Here is an 18579-nt window from a genome sequence, read left to right on the forward strand (position 1 = left end):
TGATTATGGATGCAACAGAGGTAAAAATCAATCGTCCTAAAAAAATCAACTAGCCAATTATTCTGGTAAAAAGAAATATCATGCTATGAAGGCTCAAGCGATTGTCACAAGCCAAGGGAGAATTGTTTCTTTGGATATCGCTGTGAACTATTGCCACGATATGAAATTGTTCAAAATGAGTCGCAGAAACATCGGACAAGCTGGTAAAATCTTGGCAGACAGTGGTTATCAAGGGATCATGAAGATGTATTCACAAGCGCAAACTCCGAGGAAATCAAGCAAACTGAAGCCGCTAACTCTTGAAGATAAAACCTATAACCATGTGCTATCTAAAGAGAGAATCAAGGTTGAGAATATTTTTGCCAAAGTAAAAACGTTTAAAATATTTTCAACAACCTATCGAAATCGACGCAAACGGTTTGGATTACGAATGAATTTGATTGCTGGAATTATCAACCGTGAACTAGGATTTTAGTTTCGCAGGAAGTCTAATAGTTAGATCACTAACTTAATGACATTGAGCACACAGCTAAATCCTTTTCCTTTACTCTTTCGGCAACTTGCCTGCTTTCTCTAGCATTTTCTTAATCAGATAAGGCATCTTAACATTTTCACGACCTTTTTTCTCAATCAGTTTTTTCACAAATTCTGGCATTTGTAAATCTTCAGATTCAGCCAAAATGTTTTTAGTCTCGTCTGAAGGAACTAATTCATCAAAGGTTTCTTCTTCTGGGAGAAATTCCTTAAATTCTTGATTTTCATTGGCTCTAACTGTATTGACTAAGGAATCAATTAAACGAGAATCTGTATTTGGCATTGGTGGACGATGGTAGTTTACTCCAAATTCCTGACATAAGTCATAACATTCCACATCATTGTCAAACAAGACTTCAATATGCTCACTGATGAAGCTGATAGGAACAAAAATATAATGGTCTGGATGTTCTTTCTGTTCTCTGAGATACTCTAAAACATCTGGCTTAATCCATGGAATACCTATATCACTTTCACTCTGCCAAGTGTTTGTGTATTGTTCTGAATTCAAGCCTAGTTTTTCAGCGACTAGCTTGCTATTTTCAAAAATTTGGTCGATATAAGGATCACCAAAGTCCAAGGCAAAAATGGGCACACTGTGCGCTGAAAAGATGACTTTAAAGCTATCCTGCTTTACTTTTTCTTTTAAAATCTTAGCAATTTCATCTGCCCAATAGTTTAAGAGCGCTTCTTCCTGATACCAAGCCTTAATAACCAAAAATTGAATTTGTTTGCTTTCTAAAAATTTCTCATAGCCCATGACAGAGTAGAAAGAATAATGGGGCTCCAAAATCAAGCAAATACACTGTTCAATGCCGTCTGCTTCCATCTGACCGATCACATCTGGAATAAAAGGACTGGAAAACTTATTGGCAAAATAAACACTGTATTCATTACCTAGCCTAGATTCAACCAAGGCAACCTCTTCACGCGTAATTCTTTGCAGAGGCGTGCCTCCAATTCGTACATAATTATCATATAGAGTTTGAATCTCGTGGTCTTGAGGTCTCACTCCACGACGAATATTTGTAAAAAAATCAGCCACACCTTCAAAGGTAATCTCTTCTGGCGAACCGAAAGTCATCATTAAAATTGCTTTTTTCATAATTGCTTCCTTGTGATATTTTTATCAAGTTTATTTTATCATTTATCCATTAATAAGTAAACGCCAACATAGTGAATTTCCCGAACTTCTGTCTTTTGTTTTTCTCTCTTTTCTATGATACAATGGAAAAAATGAATTCAAAAGGAGTTTTTTATGACTTATCCCAATCTCTTGGACCGCTTCTTGACCTACGTTAAGGTCAACACGCGCTCTGATGAACGCTCTACTACTACTCCAAGTACACAGAGTCAGATTGACTTTGCAACCAATGTCCTGATTCCTGAAATGAAACGCGTTGGACTTCAAAACGTCTACTACCTTCCAAATGGTTTTGCGATTGGGACCTTGCCAGCCAACAATCCGTCTTTAACACGTAAGATTGGCTTCATCTCCCACATGGATACTGCTGATTTTAATGCCGAAGGAGTCAATCCTCAGGTGATTGAAAACTACGATGGTGGTGTGATCGAACTAGGGAATTCTGGTTTTAAATTAGATCCAGCTGACTTCAAGAGTCTTGAAAAATATCCAGGACAAACGCTCATCACAACTGACGGAACAACCTTGCTCGGTGCTGATGACAAGTCAGGGATTGCTGAAATTATGACAGCTATTGAATATCTGACTGCTCACCCTGAAATCAAGCACTGTGAAATTCGTGTTGGTTTTGGACCAGATGAAGAAATCGGTGTTGGTGCCAATAAATTTGATGCAGAAGATTTCGATGTAGATTTTGCCTATACTGTTGATGGTGGGCCACTAGGTGAGCTTCAGTACGAGACATTTTCAGCAGCGGGTGCTGAATTGCATTTCCAAGGACGCAATGTCCACCCTGGTACTGCCAAAGGACAAATGGTCAACGCCCTTCAGCTAGCAATTGATTTTCATAATCAACTTCCAGATAATGACCGACCTGAGTTAACAGAAGGTTACCAAGGCTTCTACCATCTAATGGATGTGACTGGTAGTGTCGAAGAGGCGCGTGCAAGCTACATCATTCGTGATTTTGAAAAAGATGCCTTTGAAGCGCGTAAAGTAGCTATGCAGTCTATCGCTGATAAGATGAATGAAGAACTTGGTAGCGACCGTGTCACTCTCAACTTGACAGACCAGTACTACAATATGAAAGAAGTCATTGAAAAAGATATGACTCCAATTACCATTGCCAAAACTGTTATGGAAGACCTAGAAATCACACCTATTATCGAACCAATCCGTGGAGGGACAGACGGCTCTAAAATTTCCTTTATGGGAATCCCAACTCCAAATATCTTTGCTGGTGGTGAAAATATGCATGGACGTTTTGAATACGTCAGCCTTCAGACCATGGAACGTGCAGTTGATACTATCATTGGTATCGTAGCCTATAAATAATCAGTCATATCCACTCGTGATTTATACTCAATGAAAATCAAAAAGCAAACTAGGAAGCTAGACGCAGATTGCTCAAAACACTGTTTTGAGGTTGCAGATGGATGCTGACGTGGTTTGAAGAGATTTTCGAAGAGTATTAACCACACCTAATGAAGCGAGATTGACTAATAGTCATATAATAAAACGCATAGTATAAAGTTGTCAACACTTGATACTATGCATTTTTTGATTATAAATACGAATTATTTAGGATAATTTTTCTTTATTGATGAACTGCTTGGGCCGCTGTGATAAGAGTCAACTTGTAGACATCATCCGCATTACATCCACGAGAAAGGTCGTTAACTGGCTTGTTCAAACCTTGCAAAACAGGTCCTACAGCCGCAAAACCACCAAGACGTTCTGCCATCTTGTAACCGATATTTCCTGCCTCGATACCTGGGAAGATGAAAACATTTGCTTGACCAGCTACTGTACTTCCAGGAGCTTTTAGAGCTGCAGTTTCTGGAACAAAGGCCGCATCAAATTGCAACTCACCATCGATTTCGAGGCCAGGACGCAAGTCGTGAGCAATTTTAGTAGCTTCCACTACCTTATCAACGCTTTCACCAAATCCTGAACCTTTAGTAGAATAGCTTAGCATAGCAATTTTAGGCTCGATACCAAACATCTTAGCTGTGATTGCTGAGTTGATGGCAATTTCAGCCAAGGCTTCTGCATCAGGATTGATGTTGATAGCACAGTCTCCAAATAGGTAACGTTCCGTACCACGAACCATGAGGAAGGCACCTGAAGTACGAGTTACATTTGGACGAGTTTTGATAATTTGAAGGGCTGGGCGAACTGTTGAAGCTGTTGAGTGAATCGCACCTGATACCATTCCATCAACCAAGCCCAGGTAAACTAACATAACACCAAAGTAGTTGACATCTTCAACCAGAACCTTGCGTGCTTCTTCTTCAGTCATTTTACCTTTACGACGCTCCACCAAGGCAGCAACCATTTCTTCAAATTGAGGATAATTTTGAGGGTCGATGACTTCATAACCATCCATGATCCCTTCGATTTCAAGATAAATTTTAATTTTTTCAGTATTTCCAAGCAAAACGGGAATCACTTCTGTTTCTTTTACCAAGCGTTTAGTCGCTTGAAGAATACGTGGCTCTTCCCCTTCAGGGAGAACGATACGAGCATTTTTACCAACAAGGTTGGCTTTGAGACTTTCAAAAACTTCCATGAGTTTTCTCCTTTAAGATAATAAATTATACTCCAAATAGTTTTTAAAGAGTATTAGTTGATAACTGGGTAATAAGGTTACTGAAATCATCCGGCAAGGGACTTTCTAACTGCAAATTTTGCTCTAAAAACGGATGATAGAAGGATAGGTAATGGCAATGCAGAGCCTGACGTTGGATGCCGTCATTCAGACTACCACCATACAAATCATCTCCCAACAAAGGAAAACCGATATGAGAAAAATGGACTCGGATTTGGTGGGTCCGACCAGTGTGCAAACGAATATCTACCAAGTGAATATTTCCATATGAAGCCACAATCTTGTAGGATGTATGGGCATACTTTCCACCTTTAGCTACTCTTCTAGTAATAATGGAGTCTTCATCACGCGCAATCGGAGCAATAATTTCTCCTTCAGGATCTAAATATCCATCTCCTTTAACCAAAGCAAAGTAGCGCTTCTCAATAGACTTTTTCTGCAACTGTTTGTCTAATCGTGCATGGGCATAGCCGTGCTTGGCAAAGAGCATCAAGCCAGAAGTGTCCCTATCAAGTCGGGTCACAATGTGAACCTGCTGATTTTCGTAATTATGCTTGACATAGTAACCCTTGATAAAATTAGCAATGGTATTGGAATGGTTGACACTAGGAATAGAAGCCACTCCATAGGGTTTATTCAAGACTAGAAAATGGTCATCCTCATAGAGAATGTCTAGTAGGCGCTCGATTGCTTCTAGAGTTTCAAATCCTTCCTCAGCAGGAATATCGATAGTAACGCGGTCTCCAACGTCCAATAAATAAGTTGCATTTTTCGGTTGGTCATTGACCAGAATTGCACCACCTCGAAACTTAATCTTGGCCAAAAGTCCCTTAGAAACCTCGTGCTTTTTCAAAAAGGTCTTAACCTTGACGTGCTCATCTGCGATAAATTCAAACCTCATTCATCCACCTCGCCGATGAAAGCATCCTTAACACGGTTCCAGAAACTGGTATGGCTAGGAGTCGCAACAAAGTGAATCTTATGATGATCAATTTGATACTCGATTCGCTCGATATTGCGGAAAGAATACACACTATTATCCACCGAAATGGTATGGTAATCGTTTCTCGTTGGAATGAGTTCAATCTTATCCTTCTTAGGCACAATAATGGATGAACCCAGCGTTCGATAGACACGATTATTAAGGCTAGCAATTTCCGTCAACTGAAGAGCTTCAATGGTAGGGTGTAACACTGCACCACCGAGCGACTTGTTATAGGCTGTACTACCAGTCGGTGTTGAAACTGTTAAGCCATCTCCGCGAAAACGTTCAAAGGGAACACCATTGATAACAATATCTGCTACCATGGTTCGATCAGACCTGCGGATGCTGGCTTCATTAAGGGCACGAAAAATCTTGACTTCTCCATTTCCAAGAAAAACCTTCACATTCAAAACAGGATAAGAAACCCTTGCTCCAGTATCTAGCTGCAAATTAGTCATTAACTTATCCAACTCAAAATCACGATAGTCGGTATAAAAACCCAAATGTCCAGTATGAAGACCGATAAAGCGCACCTTATCAAGCTGGTCTTCGTACTTATGAAAGGCCGACAAGAGCATGCCATCCCCACCAATAGAAATGACAATGTCCGGATTGGTATCATTGAGTATAAACCGATTTCTCCTCAAACGATCTCGTAATTCATACAAAACCCTTTGACTCTGCGGTTTTCTATTGGCTATCAGATCAATTCGTTTACCTGTATTCTTCATCTGTATCGTCACTGTTTCCTACACCGTCATTTAATTTTCTACTCAAAGGATCAAAAAGAGCCTGAGCTTCTTGGATATCGTCACGAATTTTACCCATTTCTTCATCCAATTGATGAGCAATCTTGGCCGTAATCTCCAGTCGCTTCTTAATCTCCTCTGGGAAATCACCTTGGTACTTGTAGTTGAGAGAATGTTCTATTGTTGCCCAGAAATTCATAGCCAAGGTACGTATTTGAATTTCCGCCAAAATGGTCTTGGCTCCATTGATAGTATCAACCGTATATTCTACTACCACGTGATAGGAACGGTAGCCTGATGCTTTTCGATGAGTAATGTAATCTCGCTCCTGTATGATCCGCATATCCTGACGCTTGTGCAAAATCTCCACCACTTCTCGGACATCATCTACAAACTGAACCATCACACGCAAACCAGCAATATCCTGCAAATCGTGTTCCAAGGTTGCATAAGTAATGCCGCGACGGGCCATTTTTTCTTTTATACTCTCAATTGGCTTGACCCGACCAGTCACAAACTCAATCGGAGAATGCTTATTTTGCTTACGATATTGCTTACGAATACCACGAAGTTTAATCTTTAACTCACCAACAGCTTGAATGTAAGGATCTAGAAATTCTTCCCATTCTAAGGTCATATATTCTCCCTTGTTCTCATATTATCCTTCAAAAATATCTTTGATTTTTTCTCCAGATTTATATACAATAAATACAAAGCTATTATATCATAAATCCGCTTTCAACGATAAAGAAAAGGTAAGAAAAATGAAACATTTAGAAATTGAATTGAAAACACTCTTGAAAAAAGATGAATACAATCGTCTAAAAGACCAGTTCACAGACGTCACTCCTGTTCTTCAAAAAAATTACTACATAGACACGCCTGATTTTGAACTGCGAGAAAAGAAAGTTGCTATGCGCATTCGAACTTTTGAAGACTGGGCGGAATTGACACTCAAAGTCCCCCAAAGTGTTGGAAACATGGAGTACAACCAACAATTGATACTAAAAGATGCTGAAGATTATCTGAGTAAAGAAGAACTTCCTCAGGGACTGGTGCTGGATGAATTGGCTAAACATGGTATCCAAAGTAAAAAATGGCAGGTTCTTGGTTGTCTAACAACGCTTCGCTATGAAATACAAACACCAATTGGCCTCATGGCACTGGATGAGAGTCAGTACTTCGATATTAGAGATTACGAATTAGAGCTTGAAGTGGAAAATCACAAGAAAGGGAAACAAGATTTCCAGCAATTTTTAGAGGAAAATCAAATTTCTTACCAAAAAGCTCCTTCAAAATTGGTTCGATTTGTCAAAAGTATGAAAAATAGCTGAAATAATCTCCATATTTTGGTAAAATGGAAAAGATAAAATACAAAAATCCAAGTTCATATAGGCTAGGCAGATATAGCTAGGATTTAAAAAGTTTACAGAGGACGGTCTATAATGTCAGATAGAAAAAACATGAAACTTTTCGCACTAAACTCTAACCAAGAGATTGCACAGAAAATTGCCCAAGCTGTTGGTGTCCCACTTGGAAAACTATCATCACGTCAATTTTCAGATGGAGAAATCCAAGTAAATATCGAAGAAAGTGTCCGTGGTTATGATGTTTACATCATCCAGTCTACAAGTTTCCCTGTTAACAACCACCTGATGGAATTGTTGATCATGGTCGACGCTTGTATGCGCGCAAGTGCCCACAGTATCAACGTTGTCCTTCCATATTTCGGCTATGCACGTCAAGACCGTATTGCTTCACCTCGTGAGCCACTTACAGCTAAACTAGTTGCTAATATGCTGGTTAAAGCTGGTGTTGACCGTGTCCTTACGCTTGATTTGCATGCTGTCCAAGTTCAAGGTTTCTTTGATATTCCTGTCGATAACCTTTACACAGTTCCCCTATTTGCAAAACATTACTGCGATAAGGGCCTACTTGGCTCAGATGTTGTTGTCGTTAGCCCTAAAAATTCAGGTGTGAAACGTGCTCGTAGCTTGGCTGAATATCTTGATGCTCCTATCGCCATTATCGACTATCCTCAAGACGATGCAACTCGCAACGAAGGTTATATTATCGGTGATGTTGAAGGTAAAAAAGCCATCTTGATTGACGATATTCTGAATACAGGACGTACCTTCTCTGAAGCTGCTAAAATCGTTGAACGTGAAGGGGCTACAGAAATTTATGCTGTTTCTAGTCACGGTCTCTTCGTCGAAGGTGCTGCTGAACTTCTTGATAATACTAAGATTAAAGAAATTCTTGTGACTGATTCAGTAGCAACAAAAGAAAAAACTCCTAAAAACGTATGCTACATCACTGCTAGTGAGTTAATTGGTGATGCTATCGTCCGTATTCACGAAAGAAAACCAGTCAGCCCACTCTTTGCCTACAACAAAAAGAAATAAGGTGATTCTTTGATTTATTTGGACAATGCTGCAACGACTCCTATGTCAGCAGTTGCAATTTCAGCTATGACCAAGGTGATGCAAGAAACTCATGGCAATCCTTCTAGTATTCACGGTCATGGTCGTCAAGCTGGTAAACTCTTGCGTGAAGCTCGTCAGGAACTAGCCCAGTTGCTGGGAACAAAACCTCAACATATCTTTTTCACTTCTGGTGGGACTGAAGGCAACAATACTGCCATCATTGGCTACTGCCTTCGTCACCAAGAACAAGGAAAACATATCATCACAACTGCCATCGAGCACCATGCTGTCCTGGAAACGATTGACTACTTGGTTCAACACTTCGGTTTTGAAGTAACCATTATCCAACCAGAAAATCAAGAAATCACAGCCCAACAAATTCAAGAGGCCTTACGTGACGATACGATTTTGGTTTCTACCATGTTTGCTAATAATGAGACAGGAAACCTACTGCCCATTGCTGAAATTGGCCAAATACTCAAGCAACACTCTGCCGCCTATCATGTTGATGCAGTTCAGGCAATCGGCAAAATTCCTATTCATCCAGAAGAATTGGGCATTGATTTTCTCACTGCTTCAGCCCATAAATTCCATGGTCCTAAGGGAATCGGCTTTCTCTACGCATCTAGCATGGACTTTGATTCCTATCTTCATGGCGGAGACCAAGAACAGAAAAAACGTGCAGGGACTGAAAATCTAGCTGCTATTGTTAGCATGGTTGCAGCCCTAAAAGAAGACCTAGAAAAACAAGAAGAACATTTTCAACATGTACAAAATCTAGAAACTGCCTTTCTTGCAGAGCTAGAAGGAATTCAATATTATCTGAATAGAGGAGAACATCATCTTCCTTATGTTCTAAATATTGGATTTCCTGGTCAAAAAAACGACCTTTTACTCCTCCGTCTAGATTTAGCTGGAATTTCTATCTCTACTGGCTCAGCTTGCACTGCAGGCATTGTCCAATCCAGCCATGTTCTCGAAGCCATGTACGGGGCAAATTCAGAACGCTTGAAGGAATCCGTTCGCATCAGTTTGTCTCCACAAAACACTGTTGAAGACCTACAAACCCTCGCAAAAACCTTAAAAGAAATTATCGGAGGTTAGCCATATGGCATTTGAAAAAATCATTCAGTTAAAAAATTGTCGTTACGACTATACTCTTAGCCCTTCTGTAAAAAAATTCACCCTCAAAGACAACACCTTTTTTGAGACTAAGGTTGGTAACTATGAACTGACTCGCCTACTTGAAAAAGTGCCAAACAGTGGTGAAGGCTTCCAACTCAAAATCATCATTAACAAGGAACTCACAGGGGCTAAAATCAATATCACTGACAAGTTTGGTCTTCGTCTGGTTGATATTTTCAAATCAGAAGACCACCATATTCATCAGGAAAAATTCTACTTCCTCATGGATAGCTTAGTAGAACGTGGTGTCTTTACAAAATCTGAAAGATAGGTCCAAGATGTTTGAACTAACCTATAAAGATAGCTATCATGTAGAGCGGACTCTCAAGTACGAGGATTATGAATCACTCATGCTGGCTTTGTCAGGCTGTGTGACCCTACCAGATACACTTTATGTGACTTCTTTGACCTTTAAGGGCCAGGAAGTTTACCAGGGTCTGATTGGAGACCTCTACCGTTTTCTATCACATGCAGATTTTTTACATCAAAACTAAGATTTTTCTTAGTTTTTTCTTGTTTTTGTTGATTTTTTCACAATGTTTCTATAAAATAGAAGAATAGAAAGGTTGTGATTTTGTGAAAGATAAACAGTCTGCTATTCCAAAAGCTACAGCGAAAAGACTCTCTCTCTACTATCGAATTTTTAAGAGATTTCATGCAGAAAAGATTGAACGTGCCAACTCTAAGCAAATTGCAGAGGCTATCGGTATTGACTCAGCGACCGTACGTCGTGATTTTTCCTATTTTGGTGAACTAGGTCGTCGTGGTTTTGGCTATGATGTCAAAAAACTGATGACGTTTTTTGCCGATTTACTTAATGATAACTCTATTACCAATGTCATGCTAGTTGGCATTGGAAATATGGGCCATGCCCTTCTCCACTATCGCTTCCATGAGCGTAACAAGATGAAGATTATCATGGCCTTTGACCTTGATGACCATCCTGAAGTCGGTACCCAAACTCCTGATGGAATTCCTATTTACGGGATTTCTCAAATTAAGGATAAAATAAAGGATGCTGATGTGAAGACTGCTATCCTGACTGTTCCTAGCGTTAAATCCCAAGAGGTTGCCAATCTCTTGGTGGATGCTGGTGTGAAAGGGATTCTCAGTTTTTCACCAGTCCATCTGCATTTACCAAAAGATGTGGTCGTTCAATATGTCGATTTAACAAGTGAACTACAAACCCTCCTCTATTTCATGCGAAAAGAGGATTAGAAAGCGAAAATCATTTTATGAAAAAACCAGTTATTGGGATTACAGGAAACGAAAAAACTCATCCAGATGATGACATCATGATGAGCTACGCAGCAAAAGGCTTTGTGGAAGGCGTTAAAGACGCTGGAGGGATTCCCATCATCCTACCGATTGGTGATCAAGAAATGGCCTGCCACTATATTAGTATGATTGACAAGCTCATCTTGACAGGTGGGCAAAATGTTGATCCAAAATTCTATGGTGAACCAAAAAACATTGATAGCGATGACTACCACCTTCAAAGAGATATCTTCGAACTGGCCCTCATCAAGGAAGCTATTAAACAGCAAAAGCCGATTTTCTCTGTCTGCCGTGGGACTCAACTCTTTAACGTTGCCATGGGCGGAACTCTGTACCAAGATATCGAAGACCACTGGCAGGATTGTTCAGCTGAATACACAACCCAACGCTTGGTGACAGAACCAGATACTGTTCTTAGAGAAATCTATGGAGAAATCTCCCATATCAACTCCTTCCACCACCAGAGTATCAAGGATTTAGCTCCCAACTTAAAGATTGCAGCTCATGATCCTAAGGATGGTATCATTGAAGCTGTCATAAGTACGGATGATGTTGCCTTCCTCGGTGTCCAATGGCATCCAGAATTTCTATTTGAAAATCGTCCCAAAGATAAAAAACTCTTTGACTATGTCGTTAATGAACTTTAGATTAAATCTGTTTTTTCACGGTAACTAAAGTAACTAGAATGTGAGACAATCAAATGGTCCAAGAGCACAATCCCCATCAGGTCACAGGCGTCTTTTACAAGTTTTGTAACTTGATCATCATTTCGGCTAGGCGCTACCGCTCCTGAAGGATGATTATGGACCAAGATGAGAGAGGTTGCCATATGCTTGATAGCATAGTGAAGAATCTCTCGCGGTTCAGCGATACTACGAGTTGCAGAACCGATAAAAATGGTCTGTTGATGGATGATTTGATTTTGAGTATTGAGATAGAGCGCCACCAGGTGCTCTTGTTTTTTGTCCCCCAATTCCTGTTGCATCTTCTTGGCTAACTTTTGACTGCTGAGAATACTTTCCATCTCAAGGGTCTCATGTTTGTGAATACGATGCCCTAGTTCAATCATGGCTTGTAATTCTATGGCCTTAACACGACCGATGCCAGATAGACTCTGCAATTCCTGCAGGGTCATTTTTTTCAAATCTGTTAGGCTTGAAAGATTGTTCAAGACTTTTTGGGCAATTTCAAAAACACTGGCTTGCCGTGTTCCTGTTCTGAGTAAAATAGCTAGCAACTCTTGGTTACTGAGCGCTTCTACTCCTTCTTGGGCCAGTCTCTCTCTTGGTAATAGTGAATCTTCTTGGAATGAAATACTGTACATAAAAATCCTCCTCACTTTATTATTCGTGAGAAGGATGAAAAATTAGATTTTTTTCTCAATTGGGGCCACACTGGCCAAAAGTTTTTTCAAACCAACTTCTGGGAAATTGATTTTTAATTCCTGCGTAGCACCGCTACCTGAAACTTCCAGAACAGTTCCCTCTCCCCATTTCTTGTGGAGAGCAATGTCTCCAATGGACCAATTTGCCTCGCTTGATGCTGATTTTGCCCCAGCTGAAAATTGACCGAACGGCAGACCATTTGACTGGATAGATTTTGGTGCCGCGCCACGTTTACGGTCTTGGATGGCCTGGGCAAGACTCATACCTTGACCGAAGGCAAGGCCACCACTGCTATAAGATGCCTTAAAGCTTGAATTTGCAGGACGAGCCAGACCTTGATACTCAAGCAAGTCTGAACTAATTTCGTTAATAAAGCGAGTAGGACGGTTGTAGTTAGTACGACCGAAAAGCAAGCGCGAGTTGGCATTAGTCAGATAGAGAATTTTCTCTGCACGAGTAATTCCTACATAGGCCAGACGGCGCTCTTCTTCCAACTCATCTTGATCTTCAGCCGCACGACTAAGCGGGAAGACATTTTCTTCCATCCCAATCAAAAAGACAACTGGAAACTCGAGACCTTTGGCAGCATGCAGGGTCATCAAGGTCACTTCGGATGTCTCCTGACTACCTGAATCTGTGTCCGCAATCAAGGCCAAGTCATTTAAGAAACGACTCAGTTTGTCCAAACCAGTTTCCTCTTCTGGCACATCAGAGGTGTCATCAAAGTTTTTCGTAACAGAAAGGAACTCTTCGATGTTTTCTACCCGAGCCTTGCTTTCTAAGGTCGCTTGGGCATTAAGAATATCGACGTAACCTGTTCTTTCTAGAACCGCCTCAACCAACTCTGTAATAGTTAATTGGTCCAACTGCTCCCGCAAATCCAGAACCATATTGGCAAAATCCCAGATAGATTGGGCTGCCTTACCTTTGATTCCAGACAACATAATATTTGCTGAAGCATCTAGCATAGACATATTTTGCATATTGGCAAAATCACGGATTTTCTCAACAGTACCTGGGCCAATTCCACGTTTAGGCTCGTTAATAATACGTTCAAAACTAATATTGTCACTCAAATTAGCAATGAGGTTAAGATAAGCGATAATGTCACGAATTTCCTTACGGCTGTAGAACTTGGTCCCACCAACCATGGTATAAGGGATATTTGACTTGAGCAGGGCTTCCTCAATAGTACGAGACTGGGCGTTAGTACGATAGAGAACTGCAAAATCCTTGTGAAGGAAGTTTTGACTGCGACTAAGTTCATCGATGGTTCTGGCTACAAATACAGCCTCATCCAACTCGTCATTAGCACGATAGTAAACGATTTGCTCACCATCAGCATTTTGAGTCCAGAGATTTTTAGGACGGCGGTTTTTATTGTTTTTAATAATCTCATTGGCCGCTTGGAGAATGGTCTTCGTTGAGCGGTAATTTTCCTCCAACAAGACAACCTTGGCTTGAGGATAATCCTTTTCAAAATCCAAGATATTCTGCATATCAGCACCACGCCAACCGTAGATAGATTGGTCCGCATCCCCAACTACACAGATATTTTTAAAGCGCGAAGCCAAGAGTTTGACCAGTTGGTACTGAGCGTGGTTGGTATCTTGGTACTCATCAACGTGGATGTATTGGAATTTTTGCTGGTAGTAGGTCAAAACATCAGGATTTTGATCAAAAAGACGCAAGGTCAGCATAATCAAATCATCAAAGTCAACCGATTCTGACTGGCGCAGTTCTTTTTGGTAAGCCGTATAACACTGGGCCACGATTTGCGTGTACATATCGCCAGCTTGGGCAGCATAAGCCACGTCATCAATCAAATCATTCTTAGCATTGGAAATAGTCCCCAAGATGCTCCGCTCATTCCATTTTTTAGGATCCAAGTTCAACTGCTTGAGAATACGTTTCATGAGAGTTCGCTGCTCCCCTGGATCGACAATAGTAAAATTACGATTGTATCCAATATGGTCCGCATCACGACGCAAAATACGCACACACATGGAGTGGAAGGTCGCAATCAGACAGTCCTGAGTAGCTGGATTAAGGTTATAAGCACGCTCTTTCATCTCACGCGCAGCCTTATTAGTAAAGGTAATGGCCAAGATATTCCAAGGATTGACCAGCTTTTCATCAATCAGATAAGCAATGCGGTGGGTCAAAACCCGGGTCTTTCCAGAACCAGCTCCCGCCATGATCAACAAGGGACCTTCTGTCGTTTGCACCGCCTCAGCCTGACGGTCATTCATTCCATTTAATAATGCGTTCATCTTCTCCTCCTTACTCTTGAAGTCAATATTTCTATTATATCAGAATTCAGGGAAAATATCTTTACCTAGACTGATTGCTTGTAGAAGGCAACTCTTTTATCAGCTGAAAAGTAAGTCCTTGTATCTAGATAAGAAAATGAGCTTGGATAGTGTTTCCAAACTCATTTTAATTCAATTGCAATACACTAGAACAAGCCTAAAACTGTTCCGTCACTTTCAACATCCATATTGAGGGCTGCTGGTCGTTTTGGAAGTCCTGGCATGGTCATAACATCACCAGTTAAGGCAACGATGAAGCCTGCACCTAATTTTGGCACCAATTCGCGAATGGTAATTTCAAAGTTTTCAGGTGCTCCAAGTACATTTGGATTGTCTGAGAAACTATACTGAGTTTTAGCCATACAGATTGGCAATTTATCCCATCCGTTTTGAACGATTTGAGCGATTTGCATTTGAGCTTTCTTCTCAAAGTTCACTTTGCTACCACGGTAGATTTCAGTAACAATTTTTTCAATCTTTTCTTGAACAGAAAGGTCATTGTCATAAAGGCGAGTGTAGTTGGCTGGATTTTCAGAGATTGTCTTAACAAGTGTTTCAGCAAGCGCTACACCACCTTCTGCGCCATCAGCCCAAACACTAGCCAGCTCAACTGGAACATCAATTGAGGCACAGAGTTCTTTCAAGGCTACGATTTCAGCTTCTGTATCAGAAACAAATTCGTTGATCGCAACAACTGCTGGAATGCCGAACTTGCGGATATTTTCAACGTGGCGTTTCAAGTTGGCAAAACCTGCACGAACTGCTTCTACATTTTCTTCAGTCAGAGCATCCTTAGCCACGCCACCATTCATCTTAAGGGCACGAAGGGTTGCGACAATGACTACAGCATCTGGAGAAGTTGGCAAGTTTGGTGTCTTGATATCAAGGAATTTCTCAGCACCAAGGTCTGCACCAAAACCAGCTTCAGTAACTGTGTAGTCCGCTAAGTGAAGGGCTGTTGTCGTCGCCAAAACAGAGTTACAGCCATGAGCGATATTGGCAAATGGACCACCGTGTACAAAGGCAGGTGTACCGTAAATTGTCTGAACCAAGTTTGGCTTAATAGCATCCTTCAAAATCAATGCTAACGCACCCTCTACCTGCAAATCACCAACAGAAACAGGGGTACGGTCATAGCGATAACCGATAACGATATTAGCCAAACGGCGTTTCAAGTCCTCAATGTCCGTTGCCAAGCAAAGGATAGCCATGATTTCAGAAGCAACTGTAATGTCAAAACCATCCTCACGTGGAATACCGTTTAGAGGACCACCAAGTCCAACCGTCACGTGACGAAGAGCACGGTCATTCAAGTCCACAACACGTTTCCAGAGGATACGACGTTGGTCAATTCCAAGCTCATTCCCTTGGTGCAAGTGGTTGTCAATCAAGGCAGAAAGAGCATTGTTAGCAGTTGTAATGGCATGCATATCTCCAGTAAAGTGGAGGTTGATGTCTTCCATTGGCAGCACTTGGGCGTAACCACCACCAGCAGCACCCCCTTTAATACCCATGACTGGACCAAGAGATGGTTCGCGAATGGCAATCATGGTTTTCTTACCAATCTTGTTCAAGGCATCCGCAAGACCAATGGTAATGGTTGATTTTCCTTCACCTGCTGGTGTTGGGTTGATGGCAGTAACCAAAATTAATTTCCCAACTGGATTGCTCTCAACTTCACGAATTTTATCAAAGCTGAGCTTAGCCTTGTACTTTCCATACAACTCCAAATCGTCGTAAGAAATACCCAGTTTCTCAACAACATCAACGATTGGCTTCAACTCAATACTCTGTGCGATTTCAATATCTGTTTTCATTCAAAACTCCTCTAACCTCTTATATGATAATTCATTATAACACAAAACAAGATTTTTAACACCCTTAAACTCTCTAAACGTTCGTGAATATCCCTGTTTTTAAGACTTTTAGAGTCCTTTCTTAAATTTTATATGGCTTTATAGTTTGAAACTATAGTAAATCTTCGTTTTTACCAAAAATTTATCGCTTTCATTTTACTTACCGTTTATTTTTGTGTACAATAGTGCTATGAAAATTTTAGTTACATCGGGCGGTACCAGTGAAGCTATCGATAGCGTCCGCTCTATCACTAACCATTCTACAGGTCGCTTGGGGAAAATCATTACTGAAACCTTGCTTGCTGATGGGCATGAAGTTTGTTTAATTACGACAAAACGAGCTCTGAAGCCAGAAGCCCATCCCAACCTAAACATTCGAGAAATTAACAATACCAACGACCTTCTAGTGGAAATGCAAGAACGTGTCAAGGAGCATCAGGTCTTGATTCACTCAATGGCCGTATCAGACTATAGTCCTGTTTATATGACAGGGCTGGAGGAAGTTCAGGCTAGTTCCAATCTAGAGGAATTTTTAAGCAAGCAGAATCATCAAGCTAAGATTTCTTCAACTGACGAGGTTCAGGTTTTGTTCCTGAAAAAAACACCCAAAATCATCTCTCTAGTCAAGAAATGGAATCCAGCTATTCATCTGATTGGGTTTAAACTGCTGGTTGATGTTACCGAAGATCATCTAGTTGAGATTGCTAGAAAAAGTCTTATCAAGAACCGAGCAGACTTGATCATTGCAAATGACCTGACTCAAATCTCAGCAAATCAGCATCGTGCAATCTTTGTTGAAAAAGATCAGCTTCAAACAGTCCAGACTAAAGAAGAAATTGCAGAACTCCTCCTTGAAAAAATTCAAGCCTATCATTCATAGAAAGGAAAGCTATGGCAAACATTCTCTTGGCTGTAACGGGCTCAATCGCCTCTTACAAGTCGGCAGATTTAGTTAGTTCGCTTAAAAAACAAGGTCATCAAGTCACTGTCTTAATGACCCAGGCTGCTACAGAGTTTATCCAACCTTTGACACTACAGGTCTTATCACAGAATCCTGTCCACTTGGATGTCATGAAGGAACCCTATCCTGATCAAGTCAATCATATCGAACTTGGAAAAGAAACTGAACTATTCATCGTGGCCCCTGCAACAGCTAACACTATTGCAAAACTAGCCCACGGCTTTGCGGACAACATGGTGACCAGTACAGCTTTAGCCCTGCCAAGTCATATTCCAAAACTCATCGCACCAGCTATGAATACAAAAATGTATAACCATCCAGCAACTCAGGCTAATCTGAAAACATTAGAAACCTACGGCTATCAGCTGATTACTCCTAAGGAATCCCTACTAGCTTGTGGAGACCACGGAAGAGGAGCCTTAGCTGACCTCACAATTATTTTAGAAAGAATAAAGGAAACTATCGATGAAAAAACGCTCTAATATTGCACCCATTGCTATCTTTTTTGCAACCATGCTTGTGATACACTTTATGAGCTCGCTTATCTTTAACCTTTTTCCATTTCCAATCAAACCGACCATCGTTCATATTCCTGTCATTATTGCCAGCATTATTTACGGTCCACGAGTTGGAGTCACACTTGGATTTTTGATGGGACTACTTAGCTTGACAGTTAATACGATTACGATTCTACCGACAAGCTACCTCTTCTCTCCATTCGTGCCAAACGGAAATATCTACTCAGCTATCATTGCCATTGTCCCACGTATTTTGATTGGTTTGACTTCTTATCTAGTTTATAAACTGATGAAAAATAAAACTGGTCTGATTCTAGCTGGTGCCCTTGGTTCACTGACCAACACAGTCTTTGTACTTGGTGGAATTTTCTACCTTTTTGGAAATGTCTTTGATGGTAATATCCAAAAACTCTTAGCAACTGTTATCTCAACAAATTCGATTGCCGAATTAGTCATTTCCGCAGTTCTAACCCTAGCTATTGTCCCAAGGCTACAAACCTTAAAGAAATAAAAATAATCTCCGCTTTCAAGCTTGAAGGTGGAGATTTTGCTTGATGTAATTTGTGTTTTTAGTGAAATTTTTACCAATATCTAACTAAAAATGACCTATAAACCTAAGTAAATCCTTGCTTTAT

Annotated in this window: 19 protein-coding genes and 1 pseudogene; 12 read left to right on the forward strand and 8 right to left on the reverse strand. The window is 40.6% G+C overall.

Features of this window, described 5'->3' with window-relative positions; all coding sequences use genetic code 11:
* Positions 1-475: pseudogene (locus FGQ53_RS02375) on the forward strand (transposase family protein); the annotation flags it as partial.
* Between the two features lie 69 nt (positions 476-544).
* Here FGQ53_RS02375 and hemH read toward each other — a convergent pair.
* Positions 545-1639 carry a ferrochelatase gene (gene hemH, locus FGQ53_RS02380; RefSeq protein WP_138335465.1) on the reverse strand — a complete coding sequence of 365 codons (1095 nt, stop codon included), beginning with the start codon at positions 1637-1639 and terminating at the stop codon, positions 545-547.
* 153 nt (positions 1640-1792) lie between these two features.
* Here hemH and pepT point away from each other — a divergent pair, with 153 nt between their 5' ends.
* Complete coding sequence (gene pepT, locus FGQ53_RS02385; RefSeq protein WP_138335467.1) at positions 1793-3013, forward strand: peptidase T; 1221 nt, start codon at positions 1793-1795, stop codon at positions 3011-3013.
* 262 nt (positions 3014-3275) lie between these two features.
* Here pepT and pta read toward each other — a convergent pair whose 3' ends face one another.
* The 4 genes from pta to FGQ53_RS02405 are packed head-to-tail and all read right to left on the reverse strand — an operon-like array spanning position 3276 to position 6660.
* Positions 3276-4250, reverse strand: coding sequence for a phosphate acetyltransferase (gene pta, locus FGQ53_RS02390; RefSeq protein WP_138335469.1), 975 nt, complete (start codon positions 4248-4250; stop codon positions 3276-3278).
* A gap of 43 nt (positions 4251-4293) precedes the next feature.
* Positions 4294-5190, reverse strand: coding sequence for an RluA family pseudouridine synthase (locus FGQ53_RS02395; protein WP_138335470.1), 897 nt, complete (start codon positions 5188-5190; stop codon positions 4294-4296).
* Positions 5187-6005, reverse strand: a complete 819-nt coding sequence (locus FGQ53_RS02400; RefSeq protein WP_138335472.1) for an NAD kinase — start codon at positions 6003-6005, stop codon at positions 5187-5189. Before FGQ53_RS02400 ends, FGQ53_RS02395 begins: the two co-directional genes overlap by 4 nt.
* Positions 5989-6660, reverse strand: coding sequence for a GTP pyrophosphokinase (locus FGQ53_RS02405; protein ID WP_050242979.1), 672 nt, complete (start codon positions 6658-6660; stop codon positions 5989-5991). Before FGQ53_RS02405 ends, FGQ53_RS02400 begins: the two co-directional genes overlap by 17 nt.
* 127 nt (positions 6661-6787) lie before the next feature.
* Here FGQ53_RS02405 and FGQ53_RS02410 point away from each other — a divergent pair, with 127 nt between their 5' ends.
* The 7 genes from FGQ53_RS02410 to FGQ53_RS02440 all read left to right on the forward strand — a co-directional run bounded on the left by FGQ53_RS02410 (position 6788) and on the right by FGQ53_RS02440 (position 11559).
* Complete coding sequence (locus FGQ53_RS02410; protein ID WP_138335474.1) at positions 6788-7357, forward strand: CYTH domain-containing protein; 570 nt, start codon at positions 6788-6790, stop codon at positions 7355-7357.
* Positions 7358-7468: 111 nt separating this feature from the next.
* A complete protein-coding gene (locus tag FGQ53_RS02415; protein ID WP_138335476.1) occupies positions 7469-8428 on the forward strand; it encodes a ribose-phosphate diphosphokinase in 960 nt (319 codons plus the stop codon).
* A 9-nt stretch (positions 8429-8437) separates the two neighbouring features.
* A complete protein-coding gene (locus tag FGQ53_RS02420) occupies positions 8438-9553 on the forward strand; it encodes a cysteine desulfurase family protein (RefSeq protein WP_138335478.1) in 1116 nt (371 codons plus the stop codon).
* A 4-nt stretch (positions 9554-9557) separates the two neighbouring features.
* Entirely contained in the window at positions 9558-9905 is a 348-nt protein-coding gene (locus tag FGQ53_RS02425; protein ID WP_000863509.1) for a DUF1831 domain-containing protein, read from the forward strand.
* A gap of 7 nt (positions 9906-9912) precedes the next feature.
* Positions 9913-10128 (forward strand): DUF4649 family protein, encoded by a 216-nt coding sequence (locus FGQ53_RS02430; protein ID WP_171019062.1) that lies wholly within the window; start codon positions 9913-9915, stop codon positions 10126-10128.
* A gap of 82 nt (positions 10129-10210) precedes the next feature.
* Entirely contained in the window at positions 10211-10852 is a 642-nt protein-coding gene (locus tag FGQ53_RS02435; RefSeq protein WP_000653417.1) for a redox-sensing transcriptional repressor Rex, read from the forward strand.
* A 17-nt stretch (positions 10853-10869) separates the two neighbouring features.
* On the forward strand, positions 10870-11559 hold the full coding sequence (locus FGQ53_RS02440; protein ID WP_138335482.1) for a gamma-glutamyl-gamma-aminobutyrate hydrolase family protein: 690 nt from the start codon (positions 10870-10872) through the stop codon (positions 11557-11559).
* Here FGQ53_RS02440 and radC read toward each other — a convergent pair.
* The 3 genes from radC to FGQ53_RS02455 form a co-directional block, all read right to left on the reverse strand.
* Entirely contained in the window at positions 11556-12236 is a 681-nt protein-coding gene (radC, locus tag FGQ53_RS02445; RefSeq protein WP_138335484.1) for a RadC family protein, read from the reverse strand. The genes FGQ53_RS02440 and radC overlap by 4 nt on opposite strands.
* Before the next feature lie 42 nt (positions 12237-12278).
* On the reverse strand, positions 12279-14570 hold the full coding sequence (gene pcrA, locus FGQ53_RS02450; protein ID WP_138335486.1) for a DNA helicase PcrA: 2292 nt from the start codon (positions 14568-14570) through the stop codon (positions 12279-12281).
* A 185-nt stretch (positions 14571-14755) separates the two neighbouring features.
* Positions 14756-16426 carry a formate--tetrahydrofolate ligase gene (locus FGQ53_RS02455; RefSeq protein ID WP_138335488.1) on the reverse strand — a complete coding sequence of 557 codons (1671 nt, stop codon included), beginning with the start codon at positions 16424-16426 and terminating at the stop codon, positions 14756-14758.
* Positions 16427-16655: 229 nt separating this feature from the next.
* On the opposite strand from FGQ53_RS02455, the gene coaB reads away from it, so the two are divergent.
* Genes coaB through FGQ53_RS02470 form a run of 3 tightly spaced genes read left to right on the forward strand, consistent with a single transcriptional unit; the run spans position 16656 to position 18455 of the window.
* On the forward strand, positions 16656-17345 hold the full coding sequence (gene coaB / locus FGQ53_RS02460) for a phosphopantothenate--cysteine ligase (protein ID WP_138335490.1): 690 nt from the start codon (positions 16656-16658) through the stop codon (positions 17343-17345).
* Positions 17346-17356: 11 nt separating this feature from the next.
* A complete protein-coding gene (coaC, locus tag FGQ53_RS02465; protein WP_138335492.1) occupies positions 17357-17908 on the forward strand; it encodes a phosphopantothenoylcysteine decarboxylase in 552 nt (183 codons plus the stop codon).
* The gene (locus FGQ53_RS02470; protein ID WP_138335494.1) at positions 17892-18455 is read left to right on the forward strand and encodes an ECF transporter S component; all 564 of its coding nucleotides are present in this window, start codon (positions 17892-17894) and stop codon (positions 18453-18455) included. The genes coaC and FGQ53_RS02470 overlap by 17 nt, the downstream gene beginning before the upstream one ends.
* The last annotated feature ends 124 nt before the right edge of the window (positions 18456-18579 follow it).

It is taken from the genome of Streptococcus mitis (genome assembly GCF_005844455.1).
Taxonomy (GTDB): Bacteria; Bacillota; Bacilli; order Lactobacillales; family Streptococcaceae; genus Streptococcus; species Streptococcus mitis_BF.

Coding starts and splice junctions, on each gene's coding strand:
- FGQ53_RS02405 (WP_050242979.1), bottom strand. CDS start 6,660: ATGACCTTAGAATGGGAAGAATTTCTAGATCCTTACATTCAAGCTGTT.
- hemH (WP_138335465.1), bottom strand. CDS start 1,639: ATGAAAAAAGCAATTTTAATGATGACTTTCGGTTCGCCAGAAGAGATT.
- coaC (WP_138335492.1), top strand. CDS start 17,357: ATGGCAAACATTCTCTTGGCTGTAACGGGCTCAATCGCCTCTTACAAG.
- radC (WP_138335484.1), bottom strand. CDS start 12,236: ATGTACAGTATTTCATTCCAAGAAGATTCACTATTACCAAGAGAGAGA.
- FGQ53_RS02425 (WP_000863509.1), top strand. CDS start 9,558: ATGGCATTTGAAAAAATCATTCAGTTAAAAAATTGTCGTTACGACTAT.
- pta (WP_138335469.1), bottom strand. CDS start 4,250: ATGGAAGTTTTTGAAAGTCTCAAAGCCAACCTTGTTGGTAAAAATGCT.
- pcrA (WP_138335486.1), bottom strand. CDS start 14,570: ATGAACGCATTATTAAATGGAATGAATGACCGTCAGGCTGAGGCGGTG.
- FGQ53_RS02430 (WP_171019062.1), top strand. CDS start 9,913: ATGTTTGAACTAACCTATAAAGATAGCTATCATGTAGAGCGGACTCTC.
- pepT (WP_138335467.1), top strand. CDS start 1,793: ATGACTTATCCCAATCTCTTGGACCGCTTCTTGACCTACGTTAAGGTC.
- FGQ53_RS02455 (WP_138335488.1), bottom strand. CDS start 16,426: ATGAAAACAGATATTGAAATCGCACAGAGTATTGAGTTGAAGCCAATC.
- FGQ53_RS02395 (WP_138335470.1), bottom strand. CDS start 5,190: ATGAGGTTTGAATTTATCGCAGATGAGCACGTCAAGGTTAAGACCTTT.
- FGQ53_RS02400 (WP_138335472.1), bottom strand. CDS start 6,005: ATGAAGAATACAGGTAAACGAATTGATCTGATAGCCAATAGAAAACCG.
- coaB (WP_138335490.1), top strand. CDS start 16,656: ATGAAAATTTTAGTTACATCGGGCGGTACCAGTGAAGCTATCGATAGC.
- FGQ53_RS02410 (WP_138335474.1), top strand. CDS start 6,788: ATGAAACATTTAGAAATTGAATTGAAAACACTCTTGAAAAAAGATGAA.
- FGQ53_RS02470 (WP_138335494.1), top strand. CDS start 17,892: ATGAAAAAACGCTCTAATATTGCACCCATTGCTATCTTTTTTGCAACC.
- FGQ53_RS02415 (WP_138335476.1), top strand. CDS start 7,469: ATGTCAGATAGAAAAAACATGAAACTTTTCGCACTAAACTCTAACCAA.
- FGQ53_RS02440 (WP_138335482.1), top strand. CDS start 10,870: ATGAAAAAACCAGTTATTGGGATTACAGGAAACGAAAAAACTCATCCA.